Below are 23387 nucleotides of genomic sequence, written 5' to 3' on the forward strand. Positions count from 1 at the left end.
CGATCGCGCAGCTCGGCGGCGACACCGGGTTCGGCGAGATCTTCCTCGATGACGTGTTCGTGCCCGACAACGACGTCATCGGCGGTGTGCATGACGGCTGGCGGGCGGCGATGAGCACGTCGAGCAACGAGCGTGGCATGTCGCTGCGCAGCCCGGCGCGGTTCATGGCGCCGGCGGAGCGCCTGGTGCAAGCCTGGAAAGGCGATCGCGACCCGGCCTACGCCGAACGGGTGGCGGACGCGTGGATCAAGGCGCAGGCCTACCGTCTGCACACGTTCGGGACGGTGACGCGGCTGGCCAGCGGCGGCGAACTCGGCGCCGAGTCGTCGGTGACCAAGGTGTTCTGGTCGGACCTGGATGTCGCAATGCATCAGACCGCGCTCGACCTGCATGGCCCCGACGGCGAGCTGGCCGATTCCTGGACCGACGGATTGCTGTTCGCGCTCGGCGGCCCGATCTATGCCGGCACCAACGAGATTCAGCGCAACATCATCGCCGAGCGGCTGTTGGGCCTGCCCCGAAAGTAGACCACATGAAATTTGACCTTGACGAACAGCAGCGCGACTTCGCGGCCTCCATTGACGCTGCGCTGGCCGCCGCCGATGTGCCGGCCGCGGTGCGCGCCTGGGCCGACGGCGACACCGCACCCGGACGCAAGGTGTGGGCGCAGCTGGCCGATATCGGTGTGACGGCGCTGGCGGTGCCGGAGAAGTTCGACGGGATCGAGGCGCACCCGGTTGATCTTGTGGTGGCAGCCGAACGGTTGGGCCGGTGGTGTGTTCCCGGCCCGGTCACCGAATCCATTGCGGTGGCACCGGTTCTGCTTGCCGACGATGAGCGCAGCGTCGCGCTGGCGGCCGGTGAGCTGATCGCCACCGTCGCACTGCCGCCACAGGTGCCGCGGGCCGTTGACGCCGACACCGCCGGACTCATCCTGGTGGCCGAAGATGGCCACGTCCGCGACGGTACGGCGGCCGATCAGCACGAGTCCGTCGATCCCAGCCGAAAGTTGTTCGACGTCACCGCGTCCGGCCACGCGAGGAGCGCCGACGTCGGTCGGGCCTACGAGTTCGGTGCGCTGACCACCGCCGCGCAATTGGTCGGCGCCGGGCAGGCGATGCTGGACTCCTCCGTCGAATACGCCAAGCAGCGCAACCAGTTCGGCAAGGCGATCGGCACCTACCAGGCCATCAAGCACAAGCTCGCCGACGTGCACATCGCGGTCGAGCTGGCCCGTCCGCTGGTCTACGGCGCGGCGCTGTCGCTGGCCGAGGGTTCCGCGGATACCGCCCGCGATGTCAGCGCCGCCAAGGTCGCCGCCGCCGATGCGGCGCTGCTTTCGGCACGCTCGGCGCTGCAAACCCATGGCGCCATTGGCTTCACGCAAGAGCATGACCTGTCGCTGTGGCTGCTACGGGTGCAGGCGCTGCGCTCGGCGTGGGGCGATCCGGCCACCCACCGGCGACGACTGCTGGAGGCATTGTGAGCGACGAACGGAACCTGCTGCGCGAGACCGTCGCGGCGCTGGTCGAGAAACATGCGTCGCCGGCCGCGGTGCGCGAGGCGATCGAGTCAGAGCATGGCTACGACGAGTCGCTGTGGAAGCTGTTGTGCGAGCAGGTCGGCGCGGCCGCCCTGGTCGTACCCGAGGAGTTGGGCGGAGCGGGCGGCGAGCTTGCCGACGCTGCCGTCGTGCTCGAGGAGCTGGGCAGAGGCCTGGTGCCGACGCCGTTGCTCGGCACGACACTGGCCGAGCTCGCGCTGCTTTCCGCCGACCAACCCGACACCGACGCGATCGAGCGGTTGGCCGAAGGTGCGTCGATCGGGACAGTCGTCTTCGACGCCCACTATGTGGTCAACGGGGCCATCGCCGACGTCGTCATCGCCGCCGACGGCAAGACGCTTAGCCGGTGGACCACGTTCAAGGCGAACCCCGTCGACACCATGGACCTGACCCGCCCGTTGGCGCGGATCGAGCCGCAGGACACCACGGACATCGGCGCCGATCCCGGCCTGGCCGACACCGCGGCGATCCTGCTGGCCGCCGAGCAGATTGGTGCCGCCGCGAAGTGTCTCGACCTGACCGTCGAATACACCAAGGACCGCGTTCAGTTCGGCCGCCCGATCGGCAGCTTCCAGGCCCTCAAGCACCGGATGGCCGACCTGTACGTCGCGGTGCAGTCGGCCCGGGCCGTGGTCAACGACGCGATCGCCGAACCGTCGGCTACGTCGGCCGCACTGGCCCGAGTCTCGGCCAGCGAAGCCTTCACCAAGGTGGCGGCCGAGGCCGTGCAAATGCACGGCGGTATCGCGATCACCTGGGAGCACGACATCCAGCTGTACTTCAAGCGCGCGCACGGCAGTGCACAGCTGCTGGGACCGCCGCAGGAGCACCTGCGCAGGCTCGAATCCGAGCTGTTCTAAGCCGGCGCCACCTGCTCGCGCAGGAAGTTCGTGACCACGAAGGCGACCGGACCGGGTTGTTCCAGCCACGGCCAATGGCCGGCGCCAGGCACGAGATGTATGCGCGCGTGCTGGAAGATGCGCCGCTGCTCGTCGGCTTGTTCGGTGGCGATGTAGGCGTCCCCGTCTCCCCAGACGATCAGCACCTCACCGTCGAATGATGTGAGCGGCTCGACGTAGGGCGCGATTGCGGGCTCGCCGGTGGCGCGGTACAGGCGCAGCACGGTCCGTTGTGTTGCGGGCACCATGGCGTGACGGGTGATCTCGTCGCGATCAGCGTCGGGCAGTCCCGGATCCGTACGCCGAAACAGTTTTCGGAAGTTCGAGGCCCTGGCGGTTCGCCAACTCAATTCGCCGAGCACAGGAGTGCGCCAGATCTTCGCCGCGGTGTGGTTGATCCGCGCCGGGGTGTTGATGAGCGTGATGCTGCCGACCGCCTCGAGGTGACCGGCGGTCCATGCGAGTGCGAACGGACCGCCGAAGTCGTGCGCCACCAGATGCGCGCGCTCGATGCCGAGTTGTTCGACGACGCCCGCCAGATGGGCGGCATAAGCCGGGACCGTGTATTGCCAGTCCGCGGGTTTGTCGGCATCGCCGAATCCGGGAAGGTCAGGCGCGACGACGCGGGCGAACTCGCTCACCGGCGTCATCAACGGTCGCCAGTCGGCACCGGCGTTGTTGCCGTGGACGAACACCACTGCTTCGTGCGGATTGGTGGTTGGCCCGCCGACGACAACCGGGGAGCGGATGCCGTCGACCACGATGTCCCGCGTTTCCAGCTGGCTGGTCATCCGCAAAATTGTGTCATCGGACTAGCCTTACGCCAATGACTGATCGCGTTGCGCTGCGCGCCGGCATTCCACCGTTCTATGTGATGGACGTGTGGCTGGCCGCCGCGGAACGCCAGCGCAGACACGGCGATCTGGTGAATCTGTCAGCGGGACAGCCGAGCGCCGGAGCGCCGTCACCGGTGCGGGCGGCGGCGGTAGAGGCGCTGGGCCGAAATCAGCTCGGCTATACCGTGGCGCTCGGCATCCCGGAGCTGCGCACCGCGATCGCGCGCGAGTACCTGAGCCGTCACGGGCTCGACGTCGAACCCGACGAGGTCGTGGTGACAACCGGCTCGTCGGGCGGATTCCTGCTGGCGTTCCTCGCGTGCTTCGACGTGGGCGATCGGGTGGTGATCGGGAGTCCCGGGTACCCGTGCTACCGCAACATCCTTTCCGCACTCGGCTGTGAGGTCGTCGAGATACCGTGCGGACCGGACACCAGGTTCCAGCCCACCGCGCAGATGCTCGCCGAGCTGGATCCACCGGTGCAGGGTGTGGTCGTGGCGAGCCCGGCCAACCCGACCGGCACGGTGATTCCACCCGACGAGCTGGCGGCGATCGCGTCATGGTGCGGGTCGTCGGGAGTGCGGCTGGTCAGCGACGAGGTGTACCACGGCCTGGTCTACGAGGGCGCGCCGGCCACCAGTTGCGCATGGCAGACGTCGCGGGATGCCGTGGTGGTGAACAGCTTTTCGAAGTACTTCGCGATGACCGGGTGGCGGCTCGGCTGGCTTTTGGTGCCGCGGGAGCTGCAGCGCGCGGTGGACTGTCTGACCGGAAACTTCACCATCTGCCCGCCAGCCCTTGCGCAAGTGGCGGCGGTCGCCGCGTTCACACCGGAGTCGACTGCCGAGGCCGACGGCCACCTCCAGCACTACGCGGAGAACCGCTGGCTGCTGTTGGGTGGTCTGCAGCGGCTCGGAATCGACCGGCTCGCACCGACCGACGGGGCGTTCTACGTCTACGCCGACGTGTCGCACCTGACGGGCGACTCGTTGTCGTTCTGTTCGAAGCTCTTGGCGGACACCGGAGTTGCCATCGCACCGGGGATCGACTTCGACACCGCGCGCGGCGGCTCGTTCATCCGGTTATCGTTCGCGGGTGCCACCAGCGACATCGAGGAAGCGCTGCGCCGCATCGGCGGCTGGCTCGGCTAGCTCACCGCGTGCTCCACCCGCCGTCCATCGTGTACGACGCACCGGTCACCATCCCGGCATTCGGCGACGCGAGCCAACCGACCAGGGTGGCAACCTCTTCCGGCTCGACCAGTCGCTTTATCGCACTCTCCTTCAGCAGGATCTTCTCCACCACGTCCTGCTCCGGAATGCCGTGTGCGTCGGCCTGATCAGCGATCTGTTTGGTGACCAACGGTGTTCGAACATACCCAGGGTTCACGCAGTTGCTCGTCACGCCGTACGGACCACCTTCGAGCGCGGTGACCTTCGACAAGCCCTCCAACGCGTGTTTTGCGGTGACGTAGGCGACTTTGTACTCCGAAGCCCGAAGTCCGTGCACCGACGAGATGTTGATGATCCGGCCGAATGCCTGGGCATACATATGCGGCAAGGCCGCGCGGATCAGCAGAAACGGTGCCTCCACCATGAGCGCGAGGATGAATCGGAAGCGATCAGGCGGGAAGTCGGTGATCGGGCTGACGTGCTGCACACCGGCGTTGTTCACAAGGATGTCCGTTTCCAGCTGCAGGCCTTCGAGTGCCGCAACATCGGAAAGGTCAACCGCCCACGCCTTTCCACCGATCTCCTGCGCGATCGCCTTGGCGCCGATGTCATCGAGATCTGCGACGGTCACCACGGCTCCCCGAGCCGAGAGCTCCCGCGCGCAGGCCGCGCCGATGCCGCTCGCACCGCCGGTGACCAGCGCGGTACGCCCGGCCAGCTCGCTCACGTCACGCCGGCCTTGGCGAGCTCTTCGCGGTCGGCCTCATCGAGCGCCGCCAGATCAAGGTCCTTCGTCTCGCGCATGAACAGCGCGGCGATGAGCGTGATGACGGCGGCACCGGCCAGATACAGCGCGATCGGCACCCAGGAACCGTAATCCCTCAGCAGCCAGGTAGCAATGGCCGGCGCAACCGACCCAGCCGCGATCGATGTGACCTGATACCCAAGGGAGACACCGGAATACCGCATGCGGGTGGGGAACATCTCCGCCATGATCGCGGGTTGCGGCGCGTACATGATCGCGTGGATCACCAGCCCGATAATGACCGCGCCCATGATGAGCAGGTAATTGGCGGTGTCCATCATCGGGAACGCGAAGAAGCCCCACGTACCCGCGGCGGTCGCGCCGACGATGTACACCGGCCGGCGACCGAAGCGGTCAGACAGCCGCCCCACCTGTGGGATGGCCAGGAAGTGCACCGCGTGGGCAATGAGCAGCCACCAGAGGATGTCGCTGGTGTCGGCCCCGACTTGCTGCTTGAGGTAGGTGATGGAGAAGGTGACCACCAGGTAGTACATGATGTTCTCGGCGAACCGCAGTCCCATCGCGGTGAAAACTCCACGCGGGTAACGCTTCAGCACCTCGACCACGCCATACGAGACCGCCTTGACCCGCTCGACCTCCCGCTGGGCCTCGATGAAGATCGGCGCATCGCTGACTTTGGTGCGGATGTAATAGCCGACGAGCACGACCACCGCGGACAACCAGAACGCCACCCGCCATCCCCACGAAAGGAACGCCGCTTCCGACAGCGTCGCGGTGAGGACCAGCAGAACGACGGTGGCGAGCATATTGCCGACCGGCACGGCTGCCTGCGGCCAGCTGGACCAGAACGCACGCGTTCGGTTGGGGCTGTGCTCTGCCACCAGAAGCACCGCACCGCCCCATTCGCCACCGACGGCGAAGCCCTGCAGGAACCGCAATACGATCAGCAGGATCGGCGCCCAGTATCCGATCTGCGCCAACGTCGGCAGACATCCCATCAGGAATGTCACCACACCCACCAGCAGCAGGCTGAACTGCAACAACTTCTTGCGGCCGTACTTGTCGCCGAAGTGTCCGAACACGATCCCGCCGAGTGGGCGCGCGACGAACCCGACCGCGTAGGTCAGGAACGCCTGGATGATCGCGTCGTATTCGCTGGCGCCCTGGACGAAGAACAGCTTGTTGAAGACCAGCGTCGCCGCGGTGCCGTAGAGGAAGAACTCGTACCACTCCACCACCGTGCCGGCCATCGATGCGATGACCACCCTCTTGAGTCCGGTCGGAATCGGGCCCGGCTCGTTTCCCGCCTGCGGAGACGCGCTGCACATGCAGGTGAGTATTCATGCAGCCATCTCCGAGCCGCAATGACCCACGAAAAAGAGGCACCCAACACGGGTGCCCCTTCCGTATGAAGTTGTGCTCAGGGGTTATGCCGCACCGTCGTGTCGACCTTCGGCACGTTCACATTCGGCTGGATGTCATCGAGCCAATCGAGATGGTCAACGCCGGTCGGGACCGACGCCGAGATGGTCGGTGCGGTTGCGGGAGTGATCGCTAGCGCCGGAGTGGCGAACCCGAGGGCGCCGGCAGCCAACCCGCTGGCGACGACTGTGGCAAATCCGAACTTCTTCATTGTGATGTCTTCCTTCTTCGGTCGTGTTCGAGCCGTGGCGCGAAAGTCGCGGTTCGGACGCTGTGTCGGCCGGTTGTTCTTCGTGCCGATCTGACTGCCTAAACAGCGAGGTCAAGGTATTAATTCCGGTGGCAGCAATTGATCGCCGGTTGGCAGAAATCGGTCCCCGTACGACGGCGCGCCCCAGCCGAAGTCTTGCGCGCGCGGTATTGCACCTGATGCAGTCGTGGACATGCCATTCATCGATCACCCGAAGGGCAAGGCCTACTACCGGCACTGGGCAGCGGACGAGCCGCGCGCGGCAGTCGTCTTCCTGCACGGCTTCGGCGAACACACCGGCGTATACCACCGCTACGGCTTCGCGCTCAATGCCGCCGGCATCGATCTCTGGGCGGTGGACCAGTTCGGCCACGGGCTCAGTCCGGGCCCGCGCGGCGACTTCGGCTCAATCGAGGACAGCTCGGCGCTTGCCGATTCGTTGACCGAACTCGCCGAGGCCGAACGCCCGGGTGTGCCACTGATCGCCCAGGGGCATTCGTTCGGTTCGGTGGTGACCCTGATCCGGCTCATCGATCAGCCCGACCGCTACCCGGCCGGCATCATCTCCGGGGCTCCGCTGGTACCCATCCCCGAGATGCTGGACGCGGACAGCTCATTCGACTTGGACCCGGGCTGGCTCTCCGGCGATCCCTTCTATCTGGACTCGCTGGAGAACGACCCACTGGCCTTCGTGGACGCCGACGGCGCGCCATTGTCGAGGGCCCTCGACACCGCCTGGGACCGGTTCGGCTCCGACCTGCCCGGCCTCGCGGTGCCCACTTTGGCCCTGCACGGCGTCGCCGATCCGATCGCCCCGATCGGCGCTGTCCAGGCCTATGCCGAGCAGATAGAACCGTTGCAGCTCAAGGAGTTTCCCGGCGGACGCCACGACATCCTCAACGAAACCATGCACCGCGAAGTAGCCGAGACCATCGTCGCGTTCATCGGCGAGCTGGGCCTAGCTCGCGCAGATTAGAGCCAGGTGTCGTCGGTGGTGGCGGTAAGGAACGCCTCCAGGTCGTCGCGCCACTGCGCGGGGGTGGTCTTGTCCGGCTCGATCCCGGTGTAATCGCCACGGTAGAACAGTAGCGGCCGCGGTTTCTTCTTCGGCACTTCCGACAGCGAGTGCACCGCACCGAACACCACGAAGTGGTCGCCGCCGTCGTGCACCGAGTCCACCGTGCAATCGATGTGTGCCAGCGTGCCGTCGATGATGGGTGAGCCCAGTTTGGACGGGCTCCAGTCGATTTCGGCGAACTTGTCCGGCTCCTTGGAGCCAAATCGCGCCGAGACGTCCTTTTGCTTCTCGTGCAACACGTTGACGCAGAACTTGCCGGTCGCCTCGATCGCTTTCCACGACTGCGACACCTTGGTCGGACAGAACAGCACCAGCGGCGGCTCCAGCGACAGTGCGGCGAACGACTGGCAGGCGAACCCGACCGGAGCGCCGTCGTGCATCGTCGTAATCACGGTGATGCCGGTGCAGAACTGACCGAGCACGTGACGGAACGTGCGCGGGTCCAGCGGCTCGGAAGCCACTAGTCTTTGAAGCCGACGCTGAAGTCGTGACCCCACAGGCTGACCGCGGTGCTCTCGCGGGCGACCCAGCCATCGTCGTCGACTTGGCGTCCTTCACAACCGAATTCGACGTCGAAGCCACCCGGCGTCTTCATGTAGAACGACAGCATCAGGTCGTTGACGTGGCGGCCGAGCGTCGCCGACATCGGCACCTTGCGGCGCAGCGCGCGGTCCAGGCACAGCCCGACGTCGTCGGAGTTCTCCACCTCCACCATCAGATGCACGATGCCGCTGGGTGTCTCGCCCGGCATGAACGCGAGGCTGTGGTGACGAGGGTTGACGCCGAAGAACCGCAGCCAGGCGGGCGGTCCGTCAGCGGGCCGGCCGACCAGTTGTGGTGGCAGCCGCATCGAGTCGCGCAGATAAAAACCGAGCACATCACGGTAGAAGTGCAGCGACTCCGCGTCGTCACGCGTGGTCAGCACCACGTGGCCCAGGCCCTGCTCCTCGGTGACGAACTTGTGGCCGTAGGGGCTCACCACCCGGCGGTGCTCGAGAGCAGCCCCATGGAACACCTCCAGGCAATTGCCGGACGGATCCTGGAAGCGGATCATCTCGTCGACGCGGCGGTCGGCCAGCTCGGCCTGCGTGGCCTCCTTGTACGGCGTGCCTTCGAGATCGAGGCGGTCGCGAATCTCCTGCAGCCCTGCGGCGTTCGCGGTCTCCCAGCCGGACTCCAGCAGCCGGTCGTGCTCGCCGGGCACGATCACAAGTCGGGCGGGGAAGTCGTCCATCCGCAGGTACAGCGCGCCGTCGGTCAGGCCCTTGCCCTCGACCATGCCGAGGACCTTGAGGCCGTACTCGCGCCAGGCCGCCATGTCGGTGGCCTCGATACGCAGGTAGCCCAGTGACCGGATACTCATGATCCGCCTCCCAGGAAATCGATGGTCAGCTTGTTGAACTCGTCGAACTTCTCCAGCTGGGCCCAGTGCCCGCACTGGCCGAAGACGTGCAGCTGCACCCGCGGAATCTGCTTGAGGGCCACCAGCGCCCCGTCGAGCGGGTTGACCCGGTCCTCGCGACCCCAGATCAGGAGTACCCGCTGGCGCAGCTTGTACACCTCACGCCACATCATGCCGAGCTCGAAGTCGGGGCCCGCGAACGACTTTCCCATCGCCCGGGTGGCCGCCAGCGACTCCGGCGTGCTGGCGATCGCGAAGCGCTCGTCGATCAGTTCGGGTGTGATCAGCTTCTGGTCGAAGACCATGATGCGCAGGAAGGCTTCCAGGTTCTCCCGGGTGGGTTCGAAGGAGAACTTGGTCAGCAGCTTCACGCCCTCGGTGGGGTCCGGTGAGAACAGGTTGACGCTCAGGCCGCCGGGCCCCATCAGCACCAGCCGGCCGGCACGATCGGGATTGTCCAGCGCGAACCGGACCGCGGTGCCGCCACCCAGTGAATTGCCCACCAGCGCCGCCCGTTTCAGCCCGAGGTGGTCAAACAGGCCCAGCAGCGCCTTGGCGCTGTAGGCGTTGTACTGCTCGTGCTCGGTGTGCTTGTCGGAGTGGCCGTAGCCGGGCTGGTCGACCGCCAGCACGTGGAAGTGCTGCGCCAGCACGCCGATGTTGCGACCGAAGTTCGACCAGCTCGACGCCCCGGGTCCACCGCCGTGCAGCAGCACCACCGTCTCGTCGTTGCCGACGCCGGCCTCGTGATAGTGCAGCCGCATGTCGTCGGGAACCTGGGCGTAGCGGGAGGTCGACTCGAACGTGATCTCCTGCTGTTGAGCGGTTTCGGCGGCGAAGGATGTCATCAGACCATTGTGTCGCCGGGCGGCAGGCCGAACTCGTGGTTGCCGAAGATCAGGTAGGCCCGTTCGGGATCGTTGGCGGCGTGCACCCGGCCGGCATGCGCGTCGCGCCAGAACCGTTGGATCGGAGCGCTATTGGCCAGCGCGGTGGCGCCGGAGGCTTCGAACAGGCGGTCGACGGACGCGATGGCGCGGCCGGTGGCACGTACCTGGTCGCGGCGGGCGCGGGCGCGCAACTCGAAGGGGATCTCCTTACCCGCCGACAGCAGCGCGAACTCGTCGCCGACATTGCCGATCAGCTGGCGCCACGCGGCGTCGATGTCGCTGGCGGCTTCGGCGATGCGGACCTTGGCGAACGGATCCTCCTTGGCCTTCTCACCCGCGAACGCCGCGCGCACCCGCTTGCCCTGGTGCTCGACGTGGGTTTCGTAGGCGCCGTAGGCCATCCCGACGATCGGGGCCGCGATCGTGGTCGGGTGCACGGTGCCCCACGGCATCTTGTACACCGGCGCGCTGTTGGTCTCCAAACCCCCGGCGGTGTGGTCGTTCATCGACTTGTACGACAGGAACCGATGCCGCGGCACGAAGACGTCCTTGACCACCAGCGTGTTGCTGCCGGTGCCACGCAGCCCCACCACGTGCCACACGTCGTCGATCTCGTACTCGCTGCGCGGGATCAGGAAGCTGCCGAAGTCGACCGGCCTGCCGTCCTTGATCACCGGGCCCCCGACGAACGTCCAGGTCGCGTGGTCACAACCCGACGACCAATTCCACGACCCGTTGACCAGGTAGCCGCCATCGACCACCTGGCCGGCCCCCATCGGGGCATACGACGAGGAGATCCGGACGTCGGTGTCCTCGCCCCAAACCTCTTCCTGGGCCTGTTGGTCGAACAGCGCGAGATGCCAGTTGTGCACGCCCACGATCGAGCCAACCCAGCCGGTGGACCCGCACGCGCTGGCCAGCCGGCGGGTCGCCTCGTAGAATAGGGTCGGATCGCATTGCAGCCCGCCCCACTGCTCGGGCTGCAGCAGCCTGAAGAAGCCGATTTCCTGGAGTTCGCTGACCGTGGCGTCGGGTAGCCGCCGCAGGTCCTCGGTCTCCTGGGCGCGCTGCCGCAGCTTCGGCAACAGGTCGTCGATGGCGGTCAAGACAGACTGGGCGTCGCGTTGTTGAATGGACGTCACTGCTTCCCTCCAGGGGTGTGGGCTTGTCGCAAGATTAGAACACGTTACGATTTAAGTCGAGTAGGGCATTCCTACAGCAGGTAGACCTGCGAAAGCCTCTTTCTGTAACCTGTTCTAGTTATCGCGGGAAGGGAGGGTTCACGGTGACCGACGAGCCGCTGGGCAGCCACGTGCTGGAACTGCAGGTGGCCGACGTCGTCGAGGAGACCGCCGACGCGCGATCCCTGGTGTTCACCGTGCCCGACGGCCCAGGAGACCCCGTGATTCCTTCCGAAAAACTCCGCTATGCGCCGGGGCAGTTCCTGACCCTGCGGGTGCCCAGCGAGCGGACCGGCTCGGTGGCCCGTTGCTACTCGCTGTGCAGCTCCCCGTTCACCGGCGACCCGATGACCGTCACTGTCAAGCGCACCGACGACGGGTACGCGTCGAACTGGCTGTGCGAGCACGCCCACCGCGGCATGAAGCTGCATGCGTTGGCCCCGTCCGGCAACTTCGTCCCGAAGACGCTGGACACCGACTTCCTGCTGCTGGCGGCCGGCAGCGGCATCACCCCGATGATGTCGATCTGCAAGTCGGCGCTCGCCGAGGGCGGCGGCCGGGTGGTGCTGATCTACGCCAACCGCGACGAGAACTCGGTGATCTTCGGCGCCGCCCTGCGCGAGCTGGCGACCAAGTACCCCGACCGGCTCACGGTCGTGCACTGGCTGGAAACGGTGCAGGGCATGCCGAGTGCGTCTGCGCTGGCCGGTTTGGCGGCGCCGTACACCGGCCACGACGCGTACATCTGCGGGCCCGGTCCGTTCATGACCGCCGCCGAGGAGGCGCTCAAGAACGTGGGGACGCCGGCCGACCGGATCCACATCGAGGTGTTCAAGTCGCTGGATACCGATCCGTTCGCCGCGGTCGTCATCGAGGAGGACGACGGTGACGAGCCGCCCGCCACCGCGATCGTCACGCTGGACGGGGACACCCACGAGATCCGCTGGCCGCGCAACGCCAAGCTGCTCGACCTGTTACTCGACAAGGGCCTCGATGCACCGTTCTCCTGCCGCGAAGGCCACTGCGGCGCGTGCGCGGTGCTGAAGAAGAGCGGCGACGTCGAGATGGAGTGCAACGACGTGCTGGAGCAGCAAGACCTCGACGATGGCCTGATCCTCGGCTGCCAGGCGCGGCCGCGCTCGGATTCGGTGGAAGTCACCTACGACGAATAACGGCCGGGCTACGATTCGCCGCACCGGAGGGGAGCACACGTGAAGCGGTTAGCGAGCGCACTGGCGTTGATCTCGGCGGCCTGGATGACGCTCGCCCTCGTCACGCCCACGGCGGTGTCGTCGGCCGCGCTGGACAACGCCGACACCTCTTTCCCGATCAACGAGTTCACTCAACTGGAAGTGCACACGACCGCAAATTGTGTGCTGGCCGATGCCCGTTGCTACTTCCGCGCCGCCGCCAACCTGCGCACACCGGAAGGCCCGACGGGTTTCCCGCCCGACCTGTGGGCCCGCCAGACCACCACGGTGCGGTCGTCGGACCGAATGGTCTTCTTGGATTCGGATTTCGACGCCCCCAACACTCGGATGTTCAAATCGATTGGGCCCGTTGAGTTCACCACCATCTACTTCGGGTCCGGCCCGGTGGAGAAGTATCAGATCAACGGGTACAGCTGGACGTCGGACTGGAGCACCGGCCGGCCCAAGACCGACGCCGACTACATCGTGTGCGCGCAGATCCAGGTGGTGTACGCCGGCGTCAACGTCACGTCGCCGAGCACCTGCGCCCAGACCACCTATAGCTAGCTTAGCTAGCGGGGCAGGCCCAGCAGCCGCTCGCCGGCCATGGTGAGCAGGATCTGCTCGGTGCCGCCGGCAATGGTCAGGCAGCGGACGTTGAGGAAGTCGTGCACGGTCTTGTCCTCGACGACGCCGGCGCCCTCGGACAGCTCCATCCGAAACTCCGACAGCGCCTGCCGGTACCGCACGCCGATCAACTTGCGGGTGCTGGCCTGCGGACCGGGATCGGCGCCGCCGACCGCCAGCTGCGCGATGCGCTGGTCGAGCAGCGAGCCGACCTGCGCGGCGAGGATCAGCCCGCCGAGGCGGTCCTGCTCGGCCGGGTCGAGTTCCCGTTCGGTCACCGTGCGCAGCAGCTCTTCCATCGGATTGCCGAGCGCGGTGCCGTGGGCCATCGCCACCCGTTCGTTGGCCAGCGTGGTGCGGGCCAGCCGCCAGCCGTCGTTCACCTCGCCGACGACCATCTCGTCGGGCACGAACACGTCGTCGAAGAACACCTCGTTGAACAGATCGTCGCCGGTGATCTCGCGCAGCGGCCGGATGTCGATGCCCGGCGAGGACATGTCCACCAGGAAATAGGTGATGCCCTTGTGCTTAGGCGCGTCCGGATCGGTGCGGGCCAGACACACGCCCCACTGCGCCCAGTTCGCCCGCGACGTCCACACCTTCTGCCCGGTGAGCCGCCAACCCCCTTCGGTGCGCACCGCTTTCATGCGGAGCGATGCCAGGTCCGAACCCGCTCCGGGTTCACTGAACAGCTGACACCAGAACAGCTCACCGCGCAGCGTGGCCGGCACGAATTGCTCCACCTGCTCCGGGCTGCCGTGCTCGAGGATCGTCGGCGCCGCCCACCAGCCGATGACCAGATCGGGGCGCTCCACCCCGGTCGCGGCCATCTCCCGATCGATCAGCAGCTGCTCGGCCGGCGAGGCGTCGCGGCCGTATGGCCGCGGCCAGTGCGGTGCCAACAGTCCGGCCTCGGCCAGCGCGATCTGGCGCTTCTCGGCGGGCAGGGCCGCGACATCGGCGACCGCCGCGGCGATCTCAGGTTGCAGGTGCTCGACCGATGCCAGGTCGATGTGCAGTTCGCGCCGGACACCCTGCTGCGTCAGCGCCGCGACCCGGCGCAGCCAGCGCGACCGGCCGCCGAGAAACTGGGAAATCCCGTACGCCCGGCGCAGATACAGATGCGCGTCGTGCTCCCAGGTGATGCCGATGCCGCCCAGCACCTGGATGCAGTCCTTGGCGTTGGCCTTCGCCGCCCCGATGCCGGTGGCGGCGGCGACGGCCGCGGCGATGGACAATTGCGAATCGTCGGAGCCGGTGGCCGCGCGCGCCGCATCGGCGGCGGCCACCGAGGCCTGCTCGGAACGCAGCAGCATCTCGGCGCACATGTGCTTGACCGCCTGGAAGCTGCCGATCGGCTTGCCGAACTGTTCACGCACCTTCGCGTATTCGGTGGCGGTATGCAGCGTCCACCGGGCCAGCCCGGCGGCCTCGGCCGCCAGCACCGCGGCGGCCAGGTCTTGCACGCGCTGCGGCGAGGCGGGGAGCTCCTCGGCGGGTGCGTCGGTGAGCACGACCCGGGCCAGCGGACGCGAGAAGTCGGTGGCCTTCAGCGGTTCGACCACCACACCGTCGGCGCCGGCATCGACGAGCACAAACTTGCCGCCCGCGGGCAGCAGCAGCACACCGGCGGGGTCGGCGCCCAACACATACCCGGCGGCGCCGGATGCCCGGGCGTCGTCATATTTCAGGTCGGCAGTCAACGCGACGCCGGCGGTCCGCTCCCCGGAGGCGAGGGCCTCAAGCAGATCACCGTGCGAGCCGGGGATGATCAGCGTCGCCAGTGCGGTGGTCGCAACCGGACCGGGGACGAGCGCGGCGGCGGCCTCGTCGACCATGGCGCACAGATCCTCGACGGTGCCGCCGGCACCACCGGACTCTTCGGGCAGCGCCACGCCGAAGATGCCCAGCGCAGCCAGGCCCGCATAGGCGGAGCGCCACGCGCCCGGGTCGCCCTGCTCGACCTCGCGGGCGGCCGCGACCGCGTTGGAACCCGCGGCCCAGCTGCGGACCAGTTCACGAGCGGCAAACTGCTCGTCAGTGCCTGTCGCTGACGCCTGCGACATTTCCGGACTCCTAAGCCTTCGGGCGAGAAGGCCGTGCTTCTCACTAGAACGTGTTCTAATGGTGCCAGCGTTCGACCGTCAAGTCGACCGCCATTACAGCAGGACACGTAGGTGTCCCGGGGACACGGAAGTGGGAAATTGGGGATCGACATGCGTATCGTTTTCACCGAGATCGCAAGATGAAGGAGCTGCCCGCCGCATGTCCGGGACGTCGATGCCAGCACAAACCAACCCGTCCGCGGGGTCTGATTCGCCACCGCCGGTAATGACGGTGGCCGTCTTGGCTGAGTCAGAACTCGGTTCCGAAGCCCAACGGGAGCGCCGTAAGCGCATCCTGGACGCCACGCTGGCCATCGCCTCCAAGGGCGGCTACGAGGCCGTTCAGATGCGAGCCGTCGCCGAACGCGCCGATGTCGCGGTCGGCACGCTTTACCGCTACTTCCCATCCAAGGTGCACCTGCTGGTGTCGGCACTGGGCCGGGAGTTCGAACGCATCGACGCCAAGACCGACCGCGCGGCGCTGGCCGGCGGCACGCCGTATCAGCGGCTGAACCTGATGGTGGGCAAGCTGAACCGGGCGATGCAGCGCAACCCCCTGCTGACCGAGGCGATGACCCGGGCCTTCGTGTTCGCCGACGCGTCCGCCGCGGGTGAGGTTGATCACGTCGGGAAGCTGATGGATTCGATGTTCGCGCGTGCCATGAGTGAAGGCGAGCCGACCGAGGATCAGTACCACATCGCCCGGGTGATCTCGGATGTCTGGCTGTCCAACCTGCTGGCCTGGTTGACGCGCCGCGCGTCGGCAACCGACGTCGCCAAGCGGCTCGACCTTGCTGTCCGTTTGCTCATCGGAGACGGCGAGCACCCTAAGATTTAGCGGGTGACGGCGGATTTACCTGCTGAACTGAGGCGCGCGCTGGCGACGGTGGCGCGGGTTCCGCGGCTGCTGGTCGCCTGCGACTACGACGGCACCATGGCGCCGATCGTGGCCAATCCCGACGAAGCCCGCCCGCTCACCGAGTCGGCGGCCGCGCTGCGTGAGCTTGCCGGGCTGCCGTCGACGACGGCCGCGCTGATCTCCGGTCGCGCGCTGCGCGACCTGGCCACCCTGTCGCGCATGCCGGCGGAAGTGCACCTGGTCGGCAGCCACGGCTCGGAATTCGATACCGGCTTCGTGCACGGCATCGACGATTCGGCCAAGGCGCTGCTGGGCAAGATCAAGGACACCCTCAGCGCGATCGCGGCCGAATATGCGGGGGTGGCGATCGAGATCAAGCCCGCCAGCATCGCCCTGCACGTGCGCAACGCCGAACCAACCGACGCCGCCGAGGCAATGAAGAAGGCGATGGCCTCCGCGCAGTCCTGGGATGCGCAGATCACCGAGGGCAAAGCGGTTCTGGAGTTCGCGGTGATCCACACCGACAAGGGTCAGGCGCTGGACATCCTGCGGCACCAGGAGAGCGCATCGGCCGCGGTGTTCCTCGGCGACGACGTCACCGACGAGAAAGCCTTCCGCCGGCTGCACGGGCCCGACGTCGGCATCAAGGTCGGGCCCGGCGACACGCTGGCCTCCTACCGGATCGACACGCCCGAGGAGGTCGCCCTGGCGCTGTCGTGCCTGCTGGAGGCGCGGCGTACCTGGCTGCTCGGCGGGCACACCACGCCCATCGAGCGGTTGACCATGCTGTCCAACGCCCGCACGGTAGCGCTGCTCACCCCCGACGCCAACGTCGTGTGGATGTGCCACCCGCAGGCCGACTCTGCGGCGGTGTTCTCCTGTCTGCTCGGTGACCAGAACGCGGGCCATTTCGCCATCGGCCCCGAGCGCGAGGCGCTGCCGCTGAGCCAGCGTTACGTCGACGGCACCATGACCGTCGAGACCCGCTGGGCCAGCCTGCTGGTCACCGACTACCTGTCCCACGACGTCGGGGCGGGCCGGACGGACTTGATCCGGGTGATCAGCGGGCAGGCCAAGGCGGTGGTGTCGTTTGCGCCTCGACCCGAGTTCGCGCAGGCGCCGGTGCACCTGCGGATCGACGATGGCGGGCTGCGGGTGTTCGCCACCAACGAGCCCATGGTGTTGCGTGCCCCCGGTGTGGAATGGGAGATCGTCCCCGACGGCATTCACCAGACGGCCCGCACGGTGATCGACCCGTCACAGGGCGCAGTCGTCCTCGAATTGCGTTGCGGCACTGAGGACCTGTCGGAGAGTCCGGTCGACGATGACTCCCGTCGCCAACGAGCCGAAGGCTATTGGGCGAATTGGGCGGACACGCTGACATTTCCGGCCCTGCAGCCATCGCTGATGAAGCGGTCGGCGCTGACGTTGCGCGGGCTGGTGCACGCCGATACCGGCGCGATCATGGCGGCGGCCACCACGTCGCTGCCGGAGGAGATCGGCGGTGTGCGCAACTGGGACTACCGCTACTGCTGGATCCGCGACGCCGCGATGACCGCGTCCGCTTTGGTGTCGCTGGGGTCCATCGGCGAGGCAGAGGGTTATTTGAACTGGTTGCATGGCGTCATCGAAACCATGCACGGCCCCGAGCGGTTGCACCCGCTCTATGCGTTATCCGGCGCGATTCTGGGTCCGGAGGCCGTCATCGACTCGCTGCCGGGCTATGCGGGATCGCGGCCGGTGCGGGTGGGCAATGCCGCCAATGTCCAAGTGCAGCTTGACGTTTTCGGTCCGGTGGTACAGCTGATCTCCGACCTGTGCCACCGGAGGGTGGCCAACGGGGTGACCGACGCGCTGACCGACGCCGACTGGAACTTGGTCAGCGAGATGGTTTATGCCGTCGAAAGTCGTTGGACTGAACCCGACCACGGCATCTGGGAGATCCGCGGTGCGCCGCGTCACCATGTGTACTCGAAGGTGATGTGCTGGTTGACGGTGGACCGTGGGCTGAAATTGGCAGCCGAGTTCGGCCGGCAGGCGCCGCCGGGATGGGCGCCGCTACGCGACGCGATATCGGCGCAGGTACGCGAATGCGGGTGGAACGACGAGGTGCAGTCGTTCACCGCGGCCTATCACGGCACCGACCTCGATGCGGCCACGCTGCACATTGGACTGTCTGGCCTTATCGATCCGTCCGACCCACAGTTCGCCGCCACCGTGGTGGCCACAGAGGCCGAATTGCGTAGCGGTTCAACCGTTTACCGGTACCGAAGTGACGACGGCTTGCCCGGCACCGAAGGCGGGTTCCACCTGTGTGCGGCGTGGCTGGTGGAGGCCTACCTGCTGACCGACCAGCGGTCGCAGGCCGAGGCGCTGTTCGACCAACTCATCGACGCCGCGGGCCCGACCGGACTGCTGTCCGAGGAGTACGACCCGGTCGCCGAGCGGGCGCTGGGCAACCATCCGCAGGCCTACAGTCATCTCGGGCTGCTGCGGTGCTCGCAGCTACTCGGCGGCTAGCGGCTAGGCAGGTGCGCCGGCGGTGCGGCCACGGATCACCTTGGTGTCGAGCACATCGATCACCGGCAGCCCGGAACGCGGTGGGCTGTGCAGCAGCCGGCCGGCACGGCGGCCCTTCTCCAGACTCGGCTGCAGCACCGTCGTCAGGCCGCGTCGCAACGCCTCCGGGATGCCGTCGAAACCGGTCACCGTCATCTGCCCCGGCACGTAGATCCCCCGCGCCCGAAGGTAATCCATCGCCGACAGTGCGAGCACGTCTGCCGTACACATCAATGCGGTGATGCGCGGGTTCGCGTCGAGGGCGACCTCGGCGGCCGCCCCTCCCGAAGTCGGCAGATGCTGGCAGCTTTCCACCACGGTCAGCGACTCCGGATCGAGACCCGCTTCCGTCATCGCGTCCCCGACACCGTGGATGCGCTCGCGCTGCACATGGAAGTGCGGCGTCTTGAGCCGCTCCTCGCTCGCTACCGCCGGCTTCTCGCTGCCCGGCGGATGGTCGCGGCCCAGCCGCATGGTCAGCAGGCCGATGTCCCGGTGGCCCAGTCCCATAACGTATTTGGCGAGCTCACGCATGGCAGTCCGATCGTCGATGCAGATTCGCGAGGTGCCGGCCACATCCTTGGGCTGGTCGACGACAACCACTGGCAGATGCCGCTGGAGCACAACCTGGAGATACGGATCGTCGTCGGAGGCGGAATACACCACGAAGCCGTCGACACCGGCGGCCAGCACGGCGGCCGATCCGTCGCTGACGCTGCGATTGGGACCCACCGCCACCAGCAGCATGCCCAGACCGGCGTCCTCACACGATTCCGCCAGGCCCGCGACGAAGTCCAGCGCAGCGGGATCACTGAACGAGTAGTTCAGCGGCTCGGTGATCATCAGGCCGACCGCGCCGGCTTTGCGGGTGCGCAGGGAACGGGCCACCGGGTCCGGCCCCGGGTAACCCATCCGCTTGGCCGTGGCGAGGATGCGTTCGCGGAGGTCGGCCGACAACTGGTCGGGCCGGTTGTACGCGTTGGAGATCGTGGTGCGGGAGACCTTCAGCTCGGCCGCCAGCGAAGCCAGGGTCGCCCGCCGCCGTGGCGTGGGACTACTGGACATGTTCTGTGACGTTAGTGGATTCGGCTGGCACCACCGCCAGCCGTGCGTTAGAGTTATTGGAAACGGTTTTCATTTGTATTAGGGGTGCGTCGATGCGTGCGACGGCGATGAAGGCAACGGTCGGGCTGGCAACGGTCGCCATTGTCGTCGCGGCGTGCGGCCAGGACCGGGCGACTTCGCATCAGGACGACAACGGGGTTTCGGTCGTCGCGTCCACCGACGTGTGGGGCAGCGTGGCCGGCGCGGTCGCGGGCGAGCACGCGAGCGTCAAGTCGATCGAGACCGGTGTGACGGCAGACCCGCACTCCTATGAAGCCAGCCCCGCCGACGCGGCCGCCATCGCCGACGCATCGCTGGTGGTCTACAACGGCGGCGAATACGACCACTGGGTCGACGACGTGCTGGCCAGCCATCCCGAAGTCAACGCGATCGAGGCGTACCCGCTGCGTGCCGACAGCGAGTCCGCCAACGAGCACGTCTTCTACGACGTGCGCACCGCGAAGGCCGTCGCCGCCGTGATCGCGGACCGGCTCGGCGACATCGAACCCGCGCTTGCCGGTGATTACCGTTCCAACGCAACCGAATTCGGCAAGCTGGCCGATGCCATTCTCGAGTCCGGGCGGGCGATCGGCAGGGCCCACCCGTCGGCGTCGGTCGTCGCGACCGAACCTGTCGCCTACTACCTGCTGCGCAATGCGGGAATCGCCGACCGGACCCCACCGGGCTTCGCCAGCGCCGTAGCGGAGGGCGACGACCCGCCGCCTGCCGACGTCGCCGCGATGCTCGACCTGATCGACTCTCACCAGGTTTCGGCGCTGCTGTTCAACCCGCAGACCGAAACCGCCGCCACCAAGCAGATCGCGGACGCCGCTCGACGGGTGGCGTTGCCGGTTGTCACGGTCACCGAGACGCTGCCGCAGGGCATGGATTACCTGACCTGGCAACGCCAGACCGTCGAGCAGCTGGCCGGCCAGTTGAACAAGGCACCGCAGGCGAATCGGTAATCACTGCCCGTGGACGTCGCCTCGCTCGCCGGCGCTCGGCTCGCCTTCGGGGACCGAGTGCTGTGGGACGACCTCGACCTGACGGTGCACCCCGGTGAGTTCATCGCCGTGCTCGGTCCCAACGGCACCGGGAAGACATCTCTGCTGCAGGTGCTACTCGGTGAACTACCACTGAGCGCAGGCACCGCGACGGTCGGTGGGCAGCGGGTGGCCGCGGGCAGCGACCTGATCGGCTACGTTCCTCAGCACCGATCGGTGGAGCGCGGGCTCTCGCTGCGCGGCCAGGACCTGGTGACACTGGGCTATGACGGCCACCGGTGGGGCATGACAAGCCTGCGTCCCGCCGACCGGTCCACGCGACGCACCGCCGTGCAGACGGCACTGCGGCAGGTCAACGCGGTCCACCTCGCCACCGTCCCGGTCGGCGTGATGTCCGGCGGCGAGCTGCAACGGGTCCGCATCGCCCAGGCGCTGGCGAGCGACCCGTTGCTGCTGCTGTGCGACGAGCCACTGCTGAACCTGGACCCGGCCAACGCCCGGCTGGTGTCCGCGCTGATCAACCAGCGGCGCCGGGAGGCCAACACCGCCGTCCTTTTCGTCACCCACGAGGTCAATCCCGTTCTGCCGTACGTGGATCGACTGCTGTACCTGGTCGACGGGCGGTTCCGGGTCGGCACCGTCGAGGACGTGATGACATCGGAGATGCTGTCGGAGCTGTACCGCGCCGACATCCAGGTGGTGAAGGTCGGCGGCCGCTACGTCGTCGTCGGCGAGCACCTGGATCATTCCGGCCACGCGAGCGGGCATCTGCATGAATGACCGGCTCGCCGACCTGTTGGCACACCTCTTCGATTTCGACGTCACCGTCGACCTGCTCGGCCGCGACTTTGTTCAGCAGGCACTGCTGGCGGCGGCGCTGCTGGCGCTGGCCGCCGGGCTGATCGGGCCGTTCATCGTGATGCGGCAGATGTCGTTCGCGGTACACGGGTCCAGCGAATTGTCGCTCACCGGTGCGGCTTTCGCGCTGCTGACCGGATTGAACGTCGGCCTCGGGGCGCTGGTCGGCAGTGCGCTGGCCGCCGTGCTGTTCGGCATCCTGGGCCAGCGCGCCCGGGAACGCGACTCGGCCATCGGCGTCGTGCTCGCGTTCGGGCTCGGGCTGGCGGTGCTGTTCATTCACCTGTATCCGGGCCGCACCGGCACCAGCTTCGCCCTGCTGACCGGGCAGATCGTCGGTGTGGGCTATTCGGGGCTGGCACTGCTGGCGGTGGTGACGGCGGTGGTCGTCGCCGTGCTGGCGGCCTGCTACCGGCTCCTACTGTTCGCCACCGTCGACCCGGAGGTCGCCGCGGCGCGCGGCGTTCCGGTCCGCGCGATGGGCATCGTGTTCGCGGCGCTGGTGGGCGTCGTCGCCGCCCAGGGCGTCCAGATCGTCGGCGCGCTGCTGGTGATGTCGCTGTTGATCACCCCGGCCGCCGCTGCCGCGCGGGTGTTCGTTGCGCCCGTCGCGACCATCGTCGCGTCGGTGGTCTTCGCCGAGATCTCCGCGGTCGGTGGCATCGTGTTGTCGCTCGCGCCGGGTGTTCCGGTGTCGGTGTTCGTTACGACGATCTCGTTCGCGATCTTCCTGGTGTGCTGGCTTCTCGGGCGGCGCGAACGCATCGCGCAGGCTGCTTAGCCCCTTTCGACCGGACGCGCTGGGTCAGAACACCATTCGGACCACGAGCCGGGATAGAGCGCGGCGTCGATGCCGACCGCGGCGAGTGCGGCGACTACCACCGCCGCGCTGACGCCCGACCCGCAATAGACGCCGGTGTTCGCGGTCGGCACGCCGTCGAACAAGCCGGTGAGGTCGGCGTCGGACCGGAAGCTGCCGTCGTCGGCCAACAATTCGGTGCTTGGCATGTTGCTTGCGCCCGGGATGTGCCCGGCCACCGGATCGATGGGTTCGACATCACCGCGGAACCGTTCGGGTGCACGCGCGTCCAGCAACGTCAGTCCCGCCACGACGGCGTGCTCCGCCGTCAAAGTCGGTCGGGCGCCGGCATACAGGTCGTCGTGCGGCACCATGACATCGCCGGGTTCCGGGGCGGCGCTGCCGCTCTCCACGTCGCCACCGGCGGCGACCCACGCGTTCCAGCCGCCGTCGAGAATGCGGACGCCGGGTAGGCCCGCGGCGGTCAGCACCCACCACGCGCGGGCGGAACCGGCGCGATTCCAATCGTCGTAGACGACGACCGGCCCGCCGTCGCGGATGCCCCAGCGCCGAGCCGCCGCTTCGATGCTGCGCCCGGAGGGCAGCGGATGACGTCCCCGCCCAGCGACGGTGTGATCGCTCAGCTCGTCCTCGAGCGACACGTACACGGCACCGGGAATGTGCGCCCGCTGATAGTCGGCCCGCCCGTCGGGGCTCGTCAACTGCCACCGCACGTCGAGGATGGTCAGCGGTTCACCGGCGTCCAGCCGCCGAAGCAGTTCGGTCGCGGTGATCAGCACGTCATCACGGGCCACGCCGCCA

General features: G+C 67.5%; 23 protein-coding genes. 12 read left to right on the forward strand and 11 right to left on the reverse strand.

Annotated features, from left to right (window positions below; all coding sequences use genetic code 11):
* The 3 genes from ACRDU5_RS09995 to ipdE2 form a co-directional block, all read left to right on the forward strand.
* A partial coding sequence (locus ACRDU5_RS09995; protein WP_526614328.1) for an acyl-CoA dehydrogenase family protein occupies nt 1–527 on the forward strand: 527 nt, incomplete at its 5' end.
* A 5-nt stretch (nt 528–532) separates the two neighbouring features.
* The gene (locus ACRDU5_RS10000; protein WP_526614329.1) at nt 533–1486 is read left to right on the forward strand and encodes an acyl-CoA dehydrogenase family protein; all 954 of its coding nucleotides are present in this window, start codon (nt 533–535) and stop codon (nt 1484–1486) included.
* Nucleotides 1483–2424 (forward strand): acyl-CoA dehydrogenase IpdE2, encoded by a 942-nt coding sequence (gene ipdE2 / locus ACRDU5_RS10005; protein WP_526614330.1) that lies wholly within the window; start codon nt 1483–1485, stop codon nt 2422–2424. Before ACRDU5_RS10000 ends, ipdE2 begins: the two co-directional genes overlap by 4 nt.
* Here the strand turns inward: ipdE2 and ACRDU5_RS10010 are convergent.
* Complete coding sequence (locus ACRDU5_RS10010; protein WP_526614331.1) at nt 2421–3254, reverse strand: alpha/beta fold hydrolase; 834 nt, start codon at nt 3252–3254, stop codon at nt 2421–2423. The genes ipdE2 and ACRDU5_RS10010 overlap by 4 nt on opposite strands.
* 35 nt (nt 3255–3289) lie before the next feature.
* On the opposite strand from ACRDU5_RS10010, the gene ACRDU5_RS10015 reads away from it, so the two are divergent.
* On the forward strand, nt 3290–4450 hold the full coding sequence (locus ACRDU5_RS10015) for a pyridoxal phosphate-dependent aminotransferase (RefSeq protein WP_526614332.1): 1161 nt from the start codon (nt 3290–3292) through the stop codon (nt 4448–4450).
* Between the two features lies 1 nt (nt 4451).
* Here the strand turns inward: ACRDU5_RS10015 and ACRDU5_RS10020 are convergent, their stop codons facing one another.
* From ACRDU5_RS10020 to ACRDU5_RS10030, 3 genes are all read right to left on the reverse strand, one after another.
* Nucleotides 4452–5198: a 3-hydroxybutyrate dehydrogenase gene (locus ACRDU5_RS10020; RefSeq protein WP_526614333.1), complete on the reverse strand. Its 747-nt coding sequence runs from the start codon at nt 5196–5198 to the stop codon at nt 4452–4454.
* Nucleotides 5195–6565, reverse strand: coding sequence for an MFS transporter (locus ACRDU5_RS10025; RefSeq protein WP_526614334.1), 1371 nt, complete (start codon nt 6563–6565; stop codon nt 5195–5197). The genes ACRDU5_RS10020 and ACRDU5_RS10025 overlap by 4 nt, the downstream gene beginning before the upstream one ends.
* A gap of 92 nt (nt 6566–6657) precedes the next feature.
* A complete protein-coding gene (locus ACRDU5_RS10030; protein WP_526614335.1) occupies nt 6658–6870 on the reverse strand; it encodes a hypothetical protein in 213 nt (70 codons plus the stop codon).
* Nucleotides 6871–7102: 232 nt separating this feature from the next.
* On the opposite strand from ACRDU5_RS10030, the gene ACRDU5_RS10035 reads away from it, so the two are divergent.
* Nucleotides 7103–7885 (forward strand): alpha/beta hydrolase, encoded by a 783-nt coding sequence (locus ACRDU5_RS10035; protein WP_526614336.1) that lies wholly within the window; start codon nt 7103–7105, stop codon nt 7883–7885.
* Here ACRDU5_RS10035 and hsaB read toward each other — a convergent pair.
* From hsaB to hsaA, 4 genes are read right to left on the reverse strand one after another with little or no spacing between them, the layout of a single operon-like run.
* A complete protein-coding gene (gene hsaB / locus ACRDU5_RS10040; protein ID WP_526614337.1) occupies nt 7882–8448 on the reverse strand; it encodes a 3-hydroxy-9,10-secoandrosta-1,3,5(10)-triene-9,17-dione monooxygenase reductase subunit in 567 nt (188 codons plus the stop codon). The two genes, ACRDU5_RS10035 and hsaB, sit on opposite strands and share 4 nt — an antisense overlap.
* On the reverse strand, nt 8448–9350 hold the full coding sequence (gene hsaC, locus ACRDU5_RS10045; protein ID WP_526614338.1) for an iron-dependent extradiol dioxygenase HsaC: 903 nt from the start codon (nt 9348–9350) through the stop codon (nt 8448–8450). The genes hsaB and hsaC overlap by 1 nt, the downstream gene beginning before the upstream one ends.
* A complete protein-coding gene (gene hsaD, locus ACRDU5_RS10050; protein WP_526614339.1) occupies nt 9347–10237 on the reverse strand; it encodes a 4,5:9,10-diseco-3-hydroxy-5,9,17-trioxoandrosta-1(10),2-diene-4-oate hydrolase in 891 nt (296 codons plus the stop codon). Before hsaD ends, hsaC begins: the two co-directional genes overlap by 4 nt.
* Nucleotides 10237–11421, reverse strand: coding sequence for a 3-hydroxy-9,10-secoandrosta-1,3,5(10)-triene-9,17-dione monooxygenase oxygenase subunit (hsaA, locus tag ACRDU5_RS10055; RefSeq protein WP_526614340.1), 1185 nt, complete (start codon nt 11419–11421; stop codon nt 10237–10239). Before hsaA ends, hsaD begins: the two co-directional genes overlap by 1 nt.
* Before the next feature lie 143 nt (nt 11422–11564).
* Here hsaA and ACRDU5_RS10060 point away from each other — a divergent pair, with 143 nt between their 5' ends.
* Both ACRDU5_RS10060 and ACRDU5_RS10065 read left to right on the forward strand, forming a co-directional pair.
* On the forward strand, nt 11565–12632 hold the full coding sequence (locus ACRDU5_RS10060; protein WP_526614341.1) for a 2Fe-2S iron-sulfur cluster-binding protein: 1068 nt from the start codon (nt 11565–11567) through the stop codon (nt 12630–12632).
* A gap of 39 nt (nt 12633–12671) precedes the next feature.
* Nucleotides 12672–13217 (forward strand): hypothetical protein, encoded by a 546-nt coding sequence (locus tag ACRDU5_RS10065; protein ID WP_526614342.1) that lies wholly within the window; start codon nt 12672–12674, stop codon nt 13215–13217.
* Between the two features lie 5 nt (nt 13218–13222).
* Here the strand turns inward: ACRDU5_RS10065 and ACRDU5_RS10070 are convergent, their stop codons facing one another.
* The gene (locus ACRDU5_RS10070) at nt 13223–15343 is read right to left on the reverse strand and encodes an acyl-CoA dehydrogenase family protein (RefSeq protein ID WP_526614343.1); all 2121 of its coding nucleotides are present in this window, start codon (nt 15341–15343) and stop codon (nt 13223–13225) included.
* 271 nt (nt 15344–15614) lie between these two features.
* Here ACRDU5_RS10070 and kstR point away from each other — a divergent pair, with 271 nt between their 5' ends.
* Nucleotides 15615–16220 (forward strand): cholesterol catabolism transcriptional regulator KstR, encoded by a 606-nt coding sequence (kstR, locus tag ACRDU5_RS10075; RefSeq protein WP_526614344.1) that lies wholly within the window; start codon nt 15615–15617, stop codon nt 16218–16220.
* Nucleotides 16221–16223: 3 nt separating this feature from the next.
* The gene (gene otsB / locus ACRDU5_RS10080) at nt 16224–18761 is read left to right on the forward strand and encodes a trehalose-phosphatase (RefSeq protein WP_526614345.1); all 2538 of its coding nucleotides are present in this window, start codon (nt 16224–16226) and stop codon (nt 18759–18761) included.
* 3 nt (nt 18762–18764) lie between these two features.
* Here otsB and ACRDU5_RS10085 read toward each other — a convergent pair whose 3' ends face one another.
* Nucleotides 18765–19865 carry an Rv3575c family transcriptional regulator gene (locus ACRDU5_RS10085; protein ID WP_526614346.1) on the reverse strand — a complete coding sequence of 367 codons (1101 nt, stop codon included), beginning with the start codon at nt 19863–19865 and terminating at the stop codon, nt 18765–18767.
* Nucleotides 19866–19972: 107 nt separating this feature from the next.
* Between ACRDU5_RS10085 and ACRDU5_RS10090 the strand changes: the two genes are divergently transcribed.
* Genes ACRDU5_RS10090 through ACRDU5_RS10100 form a run of 3 tightly spaced genes read left to right on the forward strand, consistent with a single transcriptional unit; the run spans nt 19973 to nt 22547 of the window.
* Nucleotides 19973–20869 carry a metal ABC transporter solute-binding protein, Zn/Mn family gene (locus tag ACRDU5_RS10090; RefSeq protein ID WP_526614367.1) on the forward strand — a complete coding sequence of 299 codons (897 nt, stop codon included), beginning with the start codon at nt 19973–19975 and terminating at the stop codon, nt 20867–20869.
* Between the two features lie 3 nt (nt 20870–20872).
* Nucleotides 20873–21688 carry a metal ABC transporter ATP-binding protein gene (locus ACRDU5_RS10095; RefSeq protein WP_526614369.1) on the forward strand — a complete coding sequence of 272 codons (816 nt, stop codon included), beginning with the start codon at nt 20873–20875 and terminating at the stop codon, nt 21686–21688.
* Complete coding sequence (locus tag ACRDU5_RS10100) at nt 21681–22547, forward strand: metal ABC transporter permease (RefSeq protein ID WP_526614347.1); 867 nt, start codon at nt 21681–21683, stop codon at nt 22545–22547. Before ACRDU5_RS10095 ends, ACRDU5_RS10100 begins: the two co-directional genes overlap by 8 nt.
* Here ACRDU5_RS10100 and ACRDU5_RS10105 read toward each other — a convergent pair.
* Complete coding sequence (locus ACRDU5_RS10105) at nt 22544–23380, reverse strand: sulfurtransferase (protein WP_526614348.1); 837 nt, start codon at nt 23378–23380, stop codon at nt 22544–22546. The genes ACRDU5_RS10100 and ACRDU5_RS10105 overlap by 4 nt on opposite strands.
* Nucleotides 23381–23387: the final 7 nt, after the last annotated feature.

This window comes from Mycobacterium sp. (assembly GCF_050701515.1).
In the GTDB taxonomy this organism is placed as follows: domain Bacteria; phylum Actinomycetota; class Actinomycetes; order Mycobacteriales; family Mycobacteriaceae; genus Mycobacterium.